This window comes from Variovorax sp. CCNWLW235, from assembly GCF_037204085.1.
GTDB lineage: Bacteria > Pseudomonadota > Gammaproteobacteria > Burkholderiales > Burkholderiaceae_C > Variovorax.
Window position 1 is genome coordinate 253,653 of sequence record NZ_JBBCBW010000004.1, and the last position, 15,834, is coordinate 269,486.

The 15,834-nt window shown below is 69.2% G+C and carries 10 protein-coding genes; 6 read left to right on the top strand and 4 right to left on the bottom strand.

Annotated elements, in window-relative coordinates:
* Positions 1-26: 26 nt before the first annotated feature.
* The 4 genes from V9L21_RS07360 to V9L21_RS07375 all read right to left on the bottom strand — a co-directional run bounded on the left by V9L21_RS07360 (position 27) and on the right by V9L21_RS07375 (position 5,950).
* On the bottom strand, positions 27-794 hold the full coding sequence (locus V9L21_RS07360; RefSeq protein ID WP_337310474.1) for a hypothetical protein: 768 nt from the start codon (positions 792-794) through the stop codon (positions 27-29).
* Positions 795-850: 56 nt separating this feature from the next.
* Complete coding sequence (locus V9L21_RS07365) at positions 851-2,851, bottom strand: ATP-binding response regulator (RefSeq protein ID WP_337310475.1); 2,001 nt, start codon at positions 2,849-2,851, stop codon at positions 851-853.
* A complete protein-coding gene (locus V9L21_RS07370; protein WP_337310477.1) occupies positions 2,848-3,891 on the bottom strand; it encodes an ABC transporter substrate-binding protein in 1,044 nt (347 codons plus the stop codon). The genes V9L21_RS07365 and V9L21_RS07370 overlap by 4 nt, the downstream gene beginning before the upstream one ends.
* Before the next feature lie 169 nt (positions 3,892-4,060).
* The gene (locus V9L21_RS07375; protein ID WP_337310479.1) at positions 4,061-5,950 is read right to left on the bottom strand and encodes an ATP-binding response regulator; all 1,890 of its coding nucleotides are present in this window, start codon (positions 5,948-5,950) and stop codon (positions 4,061-4,063) included.
* Between the two features lie 256 nt (positions 5,951-6,206).
* Between V9L21_RS07375 and phnD the strand changes: the two genes are divergently transcribed.
* The 6 genes from phnD to tagF all read left to right on the top strand — a co-directional run bounded on the left by phnD (position 6,207) and on the right by tagF (position 15,340).
* Positions 6,207-7,214 (top strand): phosphate/phosphite/phosphonate ABC transporter substrate-binding protein, encoded by a 1,008-nt coding sequence (gene phnD, locus V9L21_RS07380; protein WP_443304514.1) that lies wholly within the window; start codon positions 6,207-6,209, stop codon positions 7,212-7,214.
* A gap of 46 nt (positions 7,215-7,260) precedes the next feature.
* On the top strand, positions 7,261-8,277 hold the full coding sequence (locus tag V9L21_RS07385) for a phosphate/phosphite/phosphonate ABC transporter substrate-binding protein (protein ID WP_337310481.1): 1,017 nt from the start codon (positions 7,261-7,263) through the stop codon (positions 8,275-8,277).
* A gap of 145 nt (positions 8,278-8,422) precedes the next feature.
* Positions 8,423-9,754, top strand: a complete 1,332-nt coding sequence (gene tssK, locus V9L21_RS07390; RefSeq protein WP_337310483.1) for a type VI secretion system baseplate subunit TssK — start codon at positions 8,423-8,425, stop codon at positions 9,752-9,754.
* Positions 9,755-9,786: 32 nt separating this feature from the next.
* The gene (locus V9L21_RS07395) at positions 9,787-11,115 is read left to right on the top strand and encodes a DotU family type VI secretion system protein (protein WP_337310485.1); all 1,329 of its coding nucleotides are present in this window, start codon (positions 9,787-9,789) and stop codon (positions 11,113-11,115) included.
* Entirely contained in the window at positions 11,112-14,711 is a 3,600-nt protein-coding gene (gene tssM / locus V9L21_RS07400) for a type VI secretion system membrane subunit TssM (RefSeq protein WP_337310487.1), read from the top strand. The genes V9L21_RS07395 and tssM overlap by 4 nt, the downstream gene beginning before the upstream one ends.
* The gene (gene tagF, locus V9L21_RS07405; RefSeq protein ID WP_337310489.1) at positions 14,708-15,340 is read left to right on the top strand and encodes a type VI secretion system-associated protein TagF; all 633 of its coding nucleotides are present in this window, start codon (positions 14,708-14,710) and stop codon (positions 15,338-15,340) included. The genes tssM and tagF overlap by 4 nt, the downstream gene beginning before the upstream one ends.
* The last annotated feature ends 494 nt before the right edge of the window (positions 15,341-15,834 follow it).

Here is a 15,834-nt window from a genome sequence, read left to right on the forward strand (position 1 = left end):
GGCTGACGCTCGCGGCTAGCCCGCGGCTAGCCCGCGGCGCCGAAACGGCCCGTGTAGGTGCGCAGGCCCTGGTGCGACAAGTCGGACTGCGCATCGATATGGATCTTGCCGCCGAGCGCCTGCCAGCGACGGCAGAACGCGTAGTCCTCGCTCAGGTAGCGGCCGTTGCCGGGCTCGGCCAGCACGTCGAAGAAGCGGTAATGGGGCCATGCCTGCGCTGCGGTGTCGCGCGACGGCTCGGGCGTGTAGCGCAAATCGGGCCGGGCTTCGGCCAGGCGCTCGAACACCTCGCGCGCGATCAGCATGAAGCCCGTGGGCGCATCGAGCACCTCGATGAAGCCATCGGCATCGACCTTGCCCTCGCCGGTCCACGCGTTGGCCGGAAAGCGCGCATGCCGCGCCTCGAAGTCGGCGCGCGTGCTGCCCGCGGGCAAGGCCTCGCGCAGGCCGTCGGCGGGCCAGCCGTCCTCCTTGAGCGGATAGATGCCGGCCACCACGTCGCGGCCGGCCAGCAGCAGCCGCAGCGCTGCGGAAGGCTCGAAGCCGATGTCGGCATCGATCCAGAACAGATGCGTCCAGCGCGTGTCGGCCATGAACTCGGCCACCAGCCGGTTGCGTGCGCGCGGAATCAGGCTGTCGCCGTCCAGGAAGCGCGTCTGCATCGAAAAGCCGTGGCTCCAGGCGAGGTTCACCAGGCCGAGCAGGCTGCGCACGTAGATCGAGGCCAGCGCGCCGCCGTAGCTCGGCGTCGCGATGAAGGGGCGGATGTCCTTGAGTGCGGCAATGTCGAGCATCGGAAGGGCTCCTGTCGGCAGGCGCGGAGGGCTGCGGCCTGTGTGTGTGGTGGCGCTCAGGCCGGCGAGGTGGCATGCCGCCGCGTGGAAAGCAGCGCGCGCAGCTTGGCCGGGGCGACCGGCTTGGTGAGCAGCATCACGCCGCCATGGCGCAGGCGCTGCAGCACTTCGGGCCCGGTGGCGCCGGACACGAGCACGGCGAGCGCGTCGGGCTGCAGGCGCTTGGCGGCGGTGATCACGTCCATGCCGTCGTCGGCGCCGGCCAGTTGCAAATCGCACAGCACCGCGTCGAAGCGCAGGTCGCCGGTGCCCAGCCGCGCGATGGCTTCGGCCCCGGTGGCGATGCATTCGACCTCGCAACCCCACTGCTCCAGCAGCGCGCGGCTGCCGTCGAGGATCACGGGGTCGTCGTCGACCACCATGCAGTGCAGGCCGGCCAGCGGCGTGAGCGCGCGCGGCGCGGCTGCGGGCGCGGTGGCTTCAGCCGCCTGAGCGGCGGGCAGGGTGAGCGCAAAGGTGCTGCCCGCCTGCAGCGCCGAGCGCACCGTGATGCGGGTGCCGAGCAGCGCGGCGATGCGCGCGCAGATGGCAAGGCCCAGCCCGAAGCCGCGGCGCCTGTCGCGCTCGGTATTGGCCACCTGGTAGAACTCTTCGAAGATCCGGCCCTGGTGAATGGGCGCAATGCCCACGCCGTTGTCGCGCACTTCGATGCGCACGTTGTCGCCGTCGGCCCGGCTGCGCCGCGCGGCCACCAGCACCGTGCCGCCGGCGGGCGCATGGCGCAGCGCGTTGGCCACCAGGTTGCCCACGATGCGCTGCAGCAGCGCCGCATCGCTGCGCACCGCAAGGCCGCGGTCGCTCCAGCGCAGCCGCACGCGGGTTTCAGCCGCGGTGGGGGCGTGCTGCGCATCGAGCTGGTCGAACAGTGCGGCCAAAGGCACCTTGGTGATCGCGGGCGTCAGCACCTGCGCGTCGAGCCGCGAGATTTCGAGCAGGTCGTCGAGCAGCACGCCCATGAACTCGGTGCTCTCCTGCAGGCGCAGCACGGCCGGGCGCTGCGCCTCGGTGGCGCTCGGCAGAAGGCCGTCGATGAAAAGCCCCATGGCATGCAGCGGCTGCCGCAGGTCGTGGCTGGCCGCGGCCAGGAACCGTGCGCGCGACAGCGCCGCCTGCTCGGCTTCGGCCATGCGCTGCAGCGCCACGGCCGTGGCCTCGCGCACGCGCTCCTCGCTGACCTGGCGGTTGCGCTGCAGCCGCTCGGCCAGGCGGTCGATGTCGTGTGCGAGCACGGCCAGCTCGTGCGTGTGGCCCTTGCCCGGCGATGCCGGGGCAACGCTCCGCGGCTCGCCCTCGACCACGTCGCAGCGCGCTTCGAAGTGCCCGGCCTCCAATGCCGCCACCGTGCGCGACACGCGTCGCAGAGGCCGCGCCACCGTGCGTGCCATGTGGCGCACCGAGGCCCATGCCGCGAGCAGCGCCACCATTGCAATGCCGATGCCCGCCATGAGCGAGCGGCTGCGCTCGCGCGCGTAGGCCGTGGTGTCGCGAAAGGTCTGCACCAGCCCGATGGGCGTTTCGCCCGCCGCGGTGGAGCCCGCGGGCGCGAAAGCGCTGGCGCGCGAAGCCTCGCGCAGCGTGACGGGCGAGGTGAACATGCGCAGCTGCGCAAGCGCCGATGCCTTGGGGCCGGCGGTCACGAACACGCCCGCGCTGTTGCTGATTTCCACCCGCATCACCTGCCCGCCGCGCAGCGCCGCATTGGCCACGTTCTGCAGCGCCGGCAAGTCGCCGGCATAGAGACTCAGGTCCGACATGGCGGCCACCTGGCGCGCCACGGCCTGGCCTTCCGCATCGAAGGCTGCCTCGAGCGTTTGCAGGCGGTTGTGCGTGAACCAGCCGGTGAGCGCCAGCGCCACCGCGGCGCACGGCACCACGCCAAGGCGGAACAGGTCGCGTTGCAGGTTGCCGCGCACCACGAGTGTGGGCGTGGACAGCGGCTGCGGCTGCGCCGGCGAATCGGCGCGCGTGCCTTCGGGCGTCGTCCCCTTGTCGCTCATCGGGTGACGGTGAGCCGCTCGGTCAGTTCCCGCTCCTCCGGCAAGCGCAGTCCGAGTCCGCGCGCCACGGTCATGTTGACGCGCACGGTGGCGGGCGTGGCCGACTCCACCAGCGGGCCGGTGCCGGCACTCGCCAGCTTCTGGCCGAGCAACCGCGCCTGCCGCGCCAGCTGCGCCGGCGTAGAGACCGCTGCCGCAAGCCCGCCCGAACGCACCAGCCCTTCGCTGGCGCCGAACACCGGCAAGCCCGCTCCGGCGCCCGCGCGCAATACCGAGAGAGTGGCGGCTTGGCTGTCGCCGATCAGGTCGGGCAGCACCATCAGCGCGTCGCTGCGCGGGACCACCGAATGCAGTGCAGCGGCCAGCGACCTGGCGTCGGGCGCGTATTCCACCTGCACGTCCCACGGCGGGTTTGCGCCCTGCGCGGCGCGCTGCAGCTCGCGCACCAGCGGCTCCGATTCGGGCGTGGCGACCACGCCGATGCGGTACTTGTGCGGAAGCACCGCACCCACGAGCGCAAGCTGGTCGCCCATGGCGGGGTCGCGCAGCAGCACGCCCACGCGCCGGTCGCCGCGCCGCAGGGCCGGGCTGCTGGCGCGCAGGGTTTCGTAGTCGAGCCGGCTCAGCATCGCAAGCACCAGCGGCTGCTGGCCGGGTCGCTCGAGCGCCGCGCGCGCCGCCGGCACGCCGACCGCCATGGTCATGCCGGCGTCCGCCGACACGGTGCGCAGGCCGCGCGTTCGCACGCCGGCATTGGCGCCGCGGTCGGGCTCGGCGGCGGCTGCTTCCACGGCTTGCGAGGTGTCCGTGCCGCCTTGCGGAAGCCGCACCAGGTCGAAGCGGCCGCCGGGCTCCTGGCCCGCACGAAGATGCTGCACGAACTCCGAGTGCGCGGCGAGGTCGTCGCTCATCAGCACCGTGAGGCCGGTGGCCGATGCGGCGGCGGCCAGCTGCACCATGCCGAAGGCCAGCGCGGCGCGAGCGCCGCAGCGCAGCCGTTTCCGGAAGAGCGAGATGAAAGGGTTCACGGCAACAAACATGGACTGCTTCTGCAGCAAGAGAGAGCAGTACCCAATGTAAGGAAGCCCCCTGGTTGGCGCGATAAGGCGGAGGGCTTATGTCGGCACCCGCCAGCGCTTGCAGGCGTGATGAAGTGCACAGCGCGGCGGCTGCTTGGCCTATGTCCGATGGACTAGGGCCTTCAGGCCCCTAGGCTTCGGCGTTGAGCAACGCCGCCGCGCGCTGGGCCTGAATGGCCTGGCGCAACACGCGCGGAGAAACCGGCTTGTAGAGCACCGCGATGCCGGCGCTGGCCACTTCGCGCAGGCGGTCGGGCTTGGTTTCTCCCGTGACCAGCAGGCGTGCCGTGCCGGGCCCGATGCCGCGCGGATGGCGTTCGAGCGCCGCGATCACGTCCAGCCCGTTGTCGCCGCCCTGCAGGAGCAGATCGCTCACCACCACGTCCGGCGGCCGCTCCCACGCGTCGGCCAGCGCGAGTGCCTCGGCGCGGGTCTGCGCCGCCTGCACCTCGGCGCCCCAGTTTGTGAGCACCACCGACAGGCCTTCGAGAATGGTGCGCTCGTCGTCGATCACCAGGATGCGCAACTGCTCGAAGCTGGGTTCCTCCTCGATGGCGCTGAGGGCCGGCGTCACGTCAAGCGCGGGCAATGCGGCCGGCGCCGAACGCACCAGCACCCGCACGCAGGTGCCCTTGTTCGGCCGCGAGGTGAGCTCGACGCGGGTGTTGAGCAGTTCCGTCAGGCGCTGCACCGTGGCAAGCCCCAGGCCCATGCCGCGCTGGCCGCGCGGCGCCTGGCGGCCGGTGGCCTCCACCTGGTAGAACTCTTCGAACACGCGCGCCTGGTGCTGCACGGCAATGCCCACGCCGGTGTCGACCACGTCGATGCGAACGCCCTTGCCGCGCCGCCGGGCGCCGATCAGCACGCCGCCTTCGATGGTGTGGCGCAGCGAGTTCGACACCAGGTTGTTGAGGATGCGCGAGAGCATCACGTAGTCGCAGCGCACCCAGAGGTCGGTCTTGCGCGCCACCAGCCGCAAGCCCTGCTGCTCGGCCACCGGACGGAAGTTGCGGCTGATCTCGTCGAACAGCTGGTCGAGCGGAAAGTCTGCCCACTGCGGCTGCAGCACGCCGGCATCGAGCTGCGAGAGATTGAGCAGTTCCGAGAACAGGCGGTCGAGCGAATCGACGCACTCGCGGATGTGGCCGATGCGCTGCAGGCGCACAGGGTCGGTCTCGCCATTGGCCAGGCCGTCCGAAAACAGCGTGAGCGCATGCAGCGGCTGGCGCAGGTCGTGGCTGGCGGCGGCCAGCAGGCGCGTCTTGGCCTGGCTCGCGACTTCGAGCTGCTGGTTCTTGCGCGCGAGTTCGGCCGTGGCCTCGCTGATGCGGCTTTGCAGCAGCCGGTGGCTTTCGGCCAGCGCGCGCGCCGCCTGGTTGAAGCCGTGCTGCAGGTGCCGCACCTCGGAGGTGCCCTCGATGGTCACGCTCGCGGCCTCGCCGGCGCCCAGGCGGTCGACCGCCTTGCCCAGCGCACGAATCGGCTCGCTGATGCGCCGCGCGGCCCACCAGCCCGCCAGCCCCACGCCCACCAGGCTGGTTGCCAGCACCAGCACCACGTTGAGCCACACCGAGCGCCGCGCGTCCTGCACGGCGTCCAGGCTCATCTCGACCATGACCTTGCCGCTATGCCGGCCGTCCTCGCTCACCACCGGCACCACCACCTGCAGCCCTTCGCCCCGGGCGCGGTCGACGGTTTCGGAGTTGGCGACGATCTCGCCGTCGTCCGACCAGATCTGCACCTGCTGCACGTGCGGCTGATAGGTGCCCGACTGGGCCGTGCGCTGAAGAATGCGGCGGTCCATGCGCACCAGCGGAGCTTGCGCCGCGGTGGCAACCTGCAGCGCCACCGTTTGCGCATTGGCGCGCATCAGCTCGGTGAGGTTGTCCAGGTGCTGGCGCGTCAGAACGGCAATGGCCGCCAGCGTGGCAGCGGTTGCCGGCACCAGCGCCAGCAGGATCAGCTGCTGGGCGAAGGTGAGGCGCGCAAGCCCACGGACGACGCTGAAGTTCCAGTTCATGGGGGCATTTGGCGCATGAAGATCAAGCTTAGAGGCCCAGATTACGGAGCGAAAGATGGGAAAAACATCACAAAAACAACTTGTATTTGATATCTAATCGTGTCCGCGTTGTCCATGTTAGACCCGCTGACCCGCAGCGGCCCATGTTCCGTGTCCAAAAATGCAGGCCTCCCCAAGCCGCGTCCGGAAGGCTTCCGGCGCCATTGATGCCTTTCATGCCCCGCACCGCAGCCCGTGGTTCAGGCGTGCTGCCGCCATGGTGGTTCGCCGCGGCGCACTCGCGTTGATGCTGCTCGCCGGCCTGCCGATGCTGGCGGCCGCCCAGCCCGCGCTGCAGCCCGATGCACCGGTGCGCTTCGGCATCCTGCCGCTCGGCGGTGCTTTCGAATCGCGCAGCGACTGGGACCCTTTGCTGGCCGAACTGAGCCGCGCCATCGCCCGGCCGGTGAGCGTGCTCTCGGTCAATTCGTATGAGGCGCTGGAGCAGGCCATCCGCCGCGACGAGGTCGACATGGCGTTCCTGTCCGGAAAGATGGCGCTAGACGCCGTGACGCAGCGCCGCATGAAAGTGGTGGCGCAGGTGGTGCGCCACGACGGCCTGGCGGGCTACCGCGCGCTGCTGCTCACCCGCAAGACGCCGCCGTTCAATACCAAGAAGAGCCTGCTGGGCGAGCCGGAACGCTGGCGCCTTGCGCGCGGCGAGCGGCAGTCGGTCTCCGGCTTCATCGTGCCGCAGCTGCAGTTCTTCCTGCCCAACCACATCGCCATGGAAACCCGCTTCCTGAGCGAGATCGTCGGCACCCACCAGGCGACCGCCCTCGCCGTGGCCAACAACGAAGCCGATGTGGCCACCAACAACACGGCCGATTTCGAGCGCTTCAAGCAGCGCTTTCCGGCTGAGGCGCAGCGGCTGCAGGTGCTGTGGGAGTCGGAGCTGATTCCGCATGCGCAGATCGTGGTGCGGCGTGAATACCCGCCCGAGTTGCGCAGCAGCGTGCAGGCTTTCCTGGTCGGCTACGGCCGCGCCAAGGGCCCCAAGGGCGATGCGGAGCGGGCCGTGCTCAAGTCGCTGCACGACCTGGCCGGCTTCGTGGCGGCGGACAACAGCTCGCTGCAGCCGGCCGCCAAGCTTGCCTATCAGCTGGCCAAGCAGAACGCCATGACCGCGCAATGGGTCAACGACGAGGCGCGGCAGGCGCGCCTGAAGCGCATCGAAAGCGGCTACGTGGAGCAGGCCACCGTCCTTCGGGACCTGTCGCCCTGACATGCCTGCCCGCGCGCTGCCTCGCGCTGTCGGGTGGATTGCCGCCATGGCACTGCCGCTCATGCTGGTTGCCACCGCGCTCTTGCTTGGCCCGGGCAGCGCCGGTGCCACCGAAAAAGCGGCCGCTCCCGCCAAGCCCGTGCGCTTTGGCGTGCTGCCGCTGGGGGGCGCGGTCGAGTCGCGTGCGTTGTGGATGCCGCTGCTGGCCGACATGAGCCAGGCCATCGGCGTGCCGGTGACTGCTTACTCCGTGGCGTCGTACGAAGAGCTCGACCGCGCCATCAAGCGCGATGAGGTCGACATGGCGTTTCTCTCGGCCAAGATCGCGCTGGACGCAGTGATGCAGCGGCGCATGAAGGTGGTGGCGCAAATCGCCCGCCGGCCCGGCATGCCCACCCACCGCGCGGTGCTGCTCACGCGAAGGACCGGCGCGCCCAACACGCTGGAAGCGGTGCTCGCAGAGCCCGAGCGCTGGCGCCTCGCGCGCGGCGACAGCCGCTCGGTGACCGGATTTCTCATACCGCAGAGCCAGCTGTTCCTGCCGCGCAAGATCCAGATGGAAACCCAGTTCCGCGGCGAGATCGTCGGCAACCACCAGGCCACCGCGCTTGCAGTGGCCAATGGCGACGCCGACGTGGCCACCAACAACACCACCGACTTCGAGCGCTTCAGGGAACAGTTTCCCGTCGAGGCCGCGCGGCTGCATGTGGTGTGGGAGTCCGAGCCGCCGCCCGGCGCACAGATGGTGGTGCGGCGCGACTACCCACCCGCGTTCCAGGCCCGGCTGCAGGCTTTCCTGATCGGCTACGGCCAAGGCAAGGGCCCGCGCGCCGATGCCGAACGCGAAGTGCTCAAGACGCTGCGCGCGGCCTACGGCTATGCGCCGGCCGACGACAGCGCGCTGTTGCCCGAGGCCACGCTGGAGTACCAGCTGGGCAAGCAGAACGCGATGGCGGCTGCGTGGGTCAACGATGCGGCGCGCGAGCAAAGGCTGCGGCGCATCGAGCAGGCTTACAAGGAACAGGTTGAGACGTTGCGCGCGGCGTCTGGCGCCGCGCGCTGAGCCAAGGCGCGCGAGGCGCCCGCCTAGTCCCTTCGCCGTAGCTCCAAATCCCTCCGCCTAGGCCGTTAGGCGGATTTGCCGCCGGCCTTGCGCGCCGGAAACTCCGTGCTTCTTTCGGGCAGCCCTTGCCTTTGACGGAGTGCGGATGAGTTGGCGAACAAAAGTGGTCTGGAGCGAGGGGATGCTGCTGCAGCCCCAGCACCTGCAGCAGAGCGAGCGTCATGGCGACCATGCGCGGCATGTGCTTTTGCGGTCGACCACGCCCTATGCCTGGGGTTTCGCGGAGATCGAGATCGACCAGGCCGCGCTCACGCTGGGCAAGCTCGCGCTGGTGCGCGCTGTAGGCATCTTCGGCGACGGCACGGTGTTCGACATGCCGGCGGTCGATCCGCTGCCCGAGCCCATCGACATTCCACCGACGATGCGCGACGAGGCCGTGATGCTCGCGCTGCCGCTCCGCCGCGCCGGTGCGCGCGAGGCCGACGCAGAAGAATATGAAGAGCTGGTGCGCCACCGCGTGCTCGAGTCCGATGTGCCCGACTCCAACACCGCCGGCGAGCGCACGGCCATGCTGCAACTGGGCCAGCTGCATACGCGCCTGATGCGCGCCGGTGAAGCGACCGATGCCTGGACCACACTCGGCGTGGCCCGGGTGGTGGAACGCCGCGTCGACAACCAGGTGCAGCTCGACCGTGCCATGCTGCCGCCGCTGCTCGACGTGGCGGGCCATGCCGTGATCCGTTCGTGGCTCGACGAACTGCTGGGCCTTTTGCGCCAACGCGGCGAGGCGCTGGCCGGGCGGATGACGCAAGGCGGCACGGGCGGCGTGGCCGAGATCGCGGATTTCATGCTGCTGCAGACGGTCAACCGCAACGAGGCGGTGTTTGCGCACCTGGCCAAGAGCGCGATGCTGCACCCGCAGCATTTCTTCGAGCATGCCCTCGGGCTGGCGGGCGATCTGGCGAGTTTTCGCGATTCGCGCCGTGTCACGCGCTTTGGTCCCTATATCCACGACGACCTGGCGCTGAGCTTCCGCCCGGTGATGGATGACCTGCGCCGCAGCCTGTCGATGGTGCTGGAGCAGTCGGCCATCCGCATCGAGCTGCACGACCGCAAGCACGGCGTGCGCGTGGCGGTGGTCACCGATGTGGAGCTGCAGCGCAAGGCGACCTTCGTGCTTGCGGTGAATGCCAACATGCCGAGCGAGGCGCTGCGCGCGCGCTTTCCCACGCAGGTCAAGATCGGCCCGGTCGAGCGCATCCGCGACCTGGTCAACCTGGCGCTCCCGGGCGTCACGCTCACGCCCATGCCGGTGGCGCCGCGCCAGATTCCCTTTCATACCGGGGCCAACTACTTCGAGCTTGAAACGCGCAACAGCGACCTGTGGCGCCAGCTGGAGCAATCGGGCGGCATCGCGATGCACATCGCGGGCGACTTTCCCGGCCTCGACCTCGCGTTCTGGGCCATTCGTTCCTAGCCGCATCGGGCTGACGGAAACGGAACACCATCATGACCACACCAGACCCCTTCGCCGCTTTCGAGTCGGAGCGCACGGTCATCAAGCCCAAGCCGCGCACGCCGGCCGGCACGCCGCCGCCCGCGGCTGCGCCCGCGCCGTTCTTCGGCGGTGCCGATCCGACACCCGCCGCGGATGTAGGCGAGATCGGGCTGCTCAATCCGCTGGTGTCGGCCGCGGGCAAGCTGCTGGTGCTCATCGGCAAGTTGCGCAACCTCGCGCAGCCGCCCAACGTGCCGGCCTTGCGCGCCTCCACCGCCGAGGCGGTGAACCAGTTCGACGCCGCCGCGCGCCGCGCCGGCATCTCCAACGAGTCGGTGCTTGCCGCCCGCTACGTCCTCTGCACTTCTCTCGACGAAGCCGTGGCCAACACGCCCTGGGGCGTGCAGGCCGGCTGGAACAAGCAGAGCCTGCTGGTGCAGTTCCACAACGAAACCTGGGGCGGCGAAAAAGTGTTCCAGCTGCTCGCCAAGCTCGCGCAGGACGTGCCCACGCACCGCCAGCTGCTGGAGCTCATCTACAGCGTGCTCGCACTCGGTTTCGAAGGCCGTTACCGCGTGGTCGACAACGGCCGTGCGCAGCTCGATTCGGTGCGCCAGCGCTTGGCCGACCTCATCGCCAAGGACCGCCCGCCGCTCGAAGCCGAGCTCTCGCCGCATTGGCGCGGGCAGGGCGCGGGCACCGTGCGGCTGCGTGAATCGCTGCCGCTGTGGGTGTTTGCGGCAGGCTTTGCGCTGCTGCTCGCGCTGGCCTGGTTCGGCCTGCGGCTCACGCTCAACTACCGCTCCGACACCACCTATGCCGCCGTGTCGGGCCTGCGCGTGCCCAACATACAGATTGCGCCGCCCGCCGTGCCGGCCAAGTCGCCGCGGCTCGCGCGCTTTCTCGAGCCCGAGATCAAGCAGGGCCTGGTGACAGTGACCGACGAGGCCGACCGCAGCGTGGTGCGCCTGCGCGGCGACTCCTTCTTCGGCTCCGGCAGCGCCGAGCCCATGGCCGCCTCGCTGCCGGTGCTGCGCCGCATCGGCCAGGCGCTGGCCGAGGTGAAGGGCGAGGTGCTGATCACCGGCCACTCCGACAACCAGCCGATCCGCTCGCTGCGCTATCCCTCCAACTGGCACCTGTCGGCCGCGCGCGCCGATGCGGTGAAGGGCGCGCTCACCACGCTGGTGGAGCCGGCGCGCATGCGCTCCGACGGCAAGGCCGACGCCGAGCCCGTGGCCGCCAACGACACCCCGGCCAACCGCGCGCGCAACCGGCGTGTCGACATCGTGCTGTTGTCGGAGCCCGATCGGGTGGCTTCGGCGGGAGTGACGAAATGATCAAGAAAATCTTCGGCTTCCTGTTCAGCCCGCTGCTGCTGACCCTGCTGGCGCTGGTCATCGTCGCGCTGCTGATCTGGTGGATCGGCCCGCTGGTGAAGATCGGCGCGTGGGTGCCGCTCGAGAGCGAGCTTGCACGCGCATTGCTGATCGGCGCCATCGTGCTCATCGTGGTGCTGCGCGCGCTCTACCGCCGCTGGCGCGCGCGCCGTGCGAGCCAGCACCTGACCGACGGCTTGATGAAGGCGCCGTCCGCAAAGACGGACGCTCCGGTCAACGGCGAACAGAAGATCCTCGACACGCGCTTCAGCGAAGCCGTGGCCACGCTCAAGCAGATGCGCCTGCATGCGGCCGGCAAGAAGCCCGGCTGGCGAGATTGGCTTTCCATCTCCGGCGGCAGCTATCTGTACGACCTGCCTTGGTATGTGTTCATCGGCGCGCCCGGTGCAGGCAAGACCACCGCGTTGGTCAATTCGGGCCTCTCGTTTCCGCTGGCGGAGAAGTTCGGCCCCGGCGCCATCCGCGGCGTGGGCGGCACCCGCAACTGCGACTGGTGGTTCACCGACGAGGCCGTGCTCATCGACACCGCCGGTCGCTACACCACGCAGGACAGCCACCAGTCGGAAGACAAGAGCGCATGGGAAGGCTTTTTGGGCCTGCTCAAGAAGGCGCGCCCGCGCCGGCCGCTCAACGGCGTGTTCCTGACCGTGAGCGTGGCCGACCTGCTGAGCCAGGGCCCCGAGCAGCGCACACAGCTGGCCGCTTCCATTCGCGCGCGGCTGCTCGAGCTGGATGCCAAGCTCACCACGCGGCTGCCGGTGTACGTGCTCGTCACCAAGAGCGATTTGCTCTATGGTTTTACCGACTACTTCGACGACCTTGGCAAAGAGCAGCGCGCGCAGGTGTTCGGCTTTACGCTGCCGGCCGACGAGAACGTGCAAGCCGATGACAAGGGCCTTTCCACCGCCTTCAACCGCGAGTTCGCGCTGCTGCACAACCGCGTGAACGATGGGCTCATCGCGCGCATGCAGCGCGAGACGGACGGCACGCGGCGCGCGGCGATCTTCGGCTTTCCGGCGCAGTTCGGCTCCATCGGCTCGATGCTGTCCGACCTGCTCGACCAGGTGTTCACCGGCTCCCGCTTTGCGCAGCCGCCGTGGGTGCGCGGCGTGTACTTCACCAGCGGCACGCAAGAGGGCAGCCCGATCGACCGCGTGATGGGCAGCCTTGCGCGCAGCTTCGGCCTGGAGCGCGCCATGCTCGCGCCGCAGAAGTCGAGTGGCCGCAGCTACTTTCTCACCGCGCTGCTGCGCGAAGTGGTGTTTCCGGAGCAGCGCCTGGCCGGCGCCAACGTGAAGCTGGAGCGCCGGCGCCACACGCTGCGCATGGCCGGTGTTGCGGCCATGACGCTGGTCACGCTGGCGCTGCTGGCGGGCTGGGGCTACAGCACGCTGCAGAACGTCAACTACCTGAAGTCGGTCGAGGCCCGTGTCGAGCCCGCGCGCCAGACCCTTGCGGCGCTGCCTTCGCGCGTGCAGAACCTGGTGGAGGTGGCGCCCGCGCTGCAGGGCCTGCGCGACATCTGGAAGACGCCCGACAACCGCCAGGGCGACGAGCCGCTGTCGATGACGCTGGGCCTCTACCAGGGCGACAAGCTCGATGCGGCCGCCATGCTCACGCACCAGCGCGCGCTCAACGACGCCTTCCTGCCGCAGATCGCCAAGCGCATCGAAGACCAGCTGCGCACCGCGCAGAAGGACAACCTGGAGTACACCTACGAGGCGCTCAAGAGCTACCTCATGCTCTACCAGCCCGAGCACTTCGACGCCGAGGCGCTCAAGGCCTGGATCACGCTCGACTGGGCGCGCAGCCTGGACCGCGGCATTCCCGAAGACCAGCGCCAGGCTCTTGAAGATCAGCTCGACGTGCTCATTGCACAAGGCCCGCCGCGCTCGCCGCTCAAGATGGACGAGAACCTGGTGCGCAGCGTGCGCGCGGTGCTTGCGAGCTATCCGCTGGAGCAGCGCGTGTTCAGCCGCCTCAAGCGCCAGCGCGCCACCAAGGACATTCCGGGCTTCAGCATCGCCACCGCCGCGGGCCCGTCGGCACCGCTGGTGTTCGAGCGCATCAGCGGCAAGCCGCTGACCGAAGGTGTGCCGGGCATGTTCACCTACGACGGCTATCACAAGCGCTTCCAGAACGAGGTGACGGTGCTCACCGGCCTGCTCGCGCAGGAAGACCCGTGGGTGCTGGGGCAAGACCGCAGCGCCACCGACCGCATGCGCGACGTGGCCGCGCTCGGCGCGCTGACCGACCGCGTGCGCCGGCTCTACCTGGCGGAATACGTCAAGGTGTGGGAGACGCTCCTGGCCGACGTGCGGCTGATTCGCGCCACCGGGCTCGAGAAGAACATCGAGGCCGCGCGCATTCTCTCGGGCGTGGGTTCGCCGCTTGCCAACTTCCTGCGCGCGGTGGTGAAGGAAACCACGCTCATTCCCGCCGACCAACCCAAGGACGTGGTGAGCAAGGCGACAGCCACGGTCGCCAACACCCGCAAGGGCCTGGAAGATCTTTTTGGCGGCGACCCGAACAAGCCGGTGGCCAGCGGCAAGCGCATCGAAAGCATCGTGGACGACCGCTTCGAGCCGCTGCGCCGCCTGGTCACGCCGGTTGCGCCCAACCAGCCCGCGCCCATCGACGAGGCGCTCAAGCTGTTCAACGAGGTGTACGTGTACCTCAACGCCGTCGACACGGCCGTGAAGGGCCGCACCTCGCCGCCGCCCGGCGACGTGGCCGGCAAGCTCAAGTCGGATGCCGGGCGCCTGCCCGAGCCGGTGCGCACCATGGTCGAGAACCTGAGCCAGTCGGGCGCAGCGCAGGCGCAGGTGGCCGAGCGCGGCAACCTGAGCCAGGACCTGCGCCCCGTCACCGAGTTTTGCAACCGCGCCATCGCGGGCCGCTACCCCTTTGTGGGCAGCAGCAAGCGCGACGTGCTGCCCGAAGACTTCGGCCAGATGTTCGGCGCCGGCGGGCTGATGGACGACTTCTTCCAGAAGCGGCTGGCCGCATTGGTCGACACCAGCACCAAGCCGTGGCGCTACAAGCCGGTGGCCGAGCGCGGCGCCGTTACCACGCAGGCGCTGGCGCAGTTCGAGCGCGCCGCGCGCATCAAGGACATCTTCTTCCGCGGCGGCGGCCGCGGCCCATCGATGCGGCTGGACTTCAAGCCGGTGGAGATGGACGCAGGCATCACGCAATTCATTCTCGACGTGGACGGCCAGCTCGTGAAGTACGCGCACGGCCCCGTGGTGCCCATGGCCGTGCAATGGCCCGGGCCGAAGGGCAGCAACCAGGTGCGCATTCAGGTGAGTCCGCCTTCGACCACCGGCAGCTCCGGCTCCGCCGTCGATGGGCCGTGGGCGCTGTTCCGTGCGCTCGACGACGGCCAGCTCGAAGCTGGGGATGCGCCCGAGAAGTTTTTCATCACTTTCCAGGTCGGTCCGCGCAAGACGCGCTTCGAGGTGACGACGAACAGCGTGCAGCATCCGATCCGCTTGAAGGAACTGCGTGAGTTTTCTTGTCCGGAGGGGCTGTGAGCGGCGCGCTTGCTTTTCCTTCTGCTTCTGCATTGCCCGGATGGTTCGGCAAGTTGCCCGGCATGGGGGACTTTGCGCACCGGCGGCTGCCCGAGTCGTTTCGCTCTGAATGGGACCACTGGCTGCAGCGAGGGCTGGCGCGGCTGAAGGACCGGCATACGGACTGGATGGCGCACTACCTGCAGGCGCCGGTGTGGTGCTTTGCGCTGGGGCCGGGCGTGGCGGGCGAGGGCGCCTGGATCGGCGTGATGATGCCTTCGGTCGATGGGGTGGGGCGGTACTTTCCGATCACGCTGGCTGTCGAGTTCGATGCATCTGTTGGCGAGACGTTGGGGGGTGATGCGCTGCGGGGGTTGCTGCTGTGGTGGGAGCGGGGGACGCAGGCTGCGTTGGAAGGGCTTGAGGGGGATATGGATGCGCTGGGGTTCGATGCTTTGCTTGAGCGGTTGTTTGCTGCGACGCAAGGTGGTGAGGTGCGCGAGGGGGAATTGGAATCGTTGGCTTTGCCTGGGGCGGGGGGGTCTTTGTGGCTGGGCGATCCTGGCTCTGAGGGAGGGGCTCGGATGGTTGTTGCGGGGTTGCCTTTGGATGGGGAGTTCGAGGCTTTGTTTGTGGGGGGTGAGGAATGAGCTCCTTGCTTCTTTTTTTGTTCCGAGGCCGGGATATCCGCCCGGCGGCGGACTTACTTTCTTTTGCTTCGCCAAAAGAAAGTAAGCAAAGAAAAGGCGACCCTACTGTCTGCGTCCCTCCGCTGCGCTGCGGGCAACCTGCGGTGCTCGACTCCGGCGGGGGTCCGCAGAACTCGCTGCGCTCAAACAGCTGCGGCCCTGATCCCGCCTCCATCTGCGCTCCTCGGCGCATACAGAAGGGGTGGGGGCGGGCAGCCTTCGCTCTCGCTCGGCCCCAATACCGACAGCCAAGACCAACAGCCAGCTCGATGCCAACCACTGCGGCGCGCAGCGCCGCGGTGGCTTGGTGGCCGAGCGAAGCAAAGGCCCGTTCGGTTTCCAAGCCCCTCTGTATGCGCCGAGGAGCGGAGGGTTTCGCGGATCAGGGTCGCAGCTGTCTGAGCGAAGCGAGTTCTGCGGACCCCGCGAAACCTGAGCACCGCAGGTTGCCCCGT

What these genes read in the sequence shown, in the direction of transcription:
- V9L21_RS07375 (WP_337310479.1), bottom strand. Translation starts at nt 5,950, where the DNA reads ATGAACTGGAACTTCAGCGTCGTCCGTGGGCTTGCGCGCCTCACCTTC.
- V9L21_RS07365 (WP_337310475.1), bottom strand. Translation starts at nt 2,851, where the DNA reads ATGAGCGACAAGGGGACGACGCCCGAAGGCACGCGCGCCGATTCGCCG.
- tssM (WP_337310487.1), top strand. Translation starts at nt 11,112, where the DNA reads ATGATCAAGAAAATCTTCGGCTTCCTGTTCAGCCCGCTGCTGCTGACC.
- V9L21_RS07395 (WP_337310485.1), top strand. Translation starts at nt 9,787, where the DNA reads ATGACCACACCAGACCCCTTCGCCGCTTTCGAGTCGGAGCGCACGGTC.
- V9L21_RS07360 (WP_337310474.1), bottom strand. Translation starts at nt 794, where the DNA reads ATGCTCGACATTGCCGCACTCAAGGACATCCGCCCCTTCATCGCGACG.
- phnD (WP_443304514.1), top strand. Translation starts at nt 6,207, where the DNA reads ATGGTGGTTCGCCGCGGCGCACTCGCGTTGATGCTGCTCGCCGGCCTG.
- V9L21_RS07385 (WP_337310481.1), top strand. Translation starts at nt 7,261, where the DNA reads ATGGCACTGCCGCTCATGCTGGTTGCCACCGCGCTCTTGCTTGGCCCG.
- tssK (WP_337310483.1), top strand. Translation starts at nt 8,423, where the DNA reads ATGAGTTGGCGAACAAAAGTGGTCTGGAGCGAGGGGATGCTGCTGCAG.
- V9L21_RS07370 (WP_337310477.1), bottom strand. Translation starts at nt 3,891, where the DNA reads ATGTTTGTTGCCGTGAACCCTTTCATCTCGCTCTTCCGGAAACGGCTG.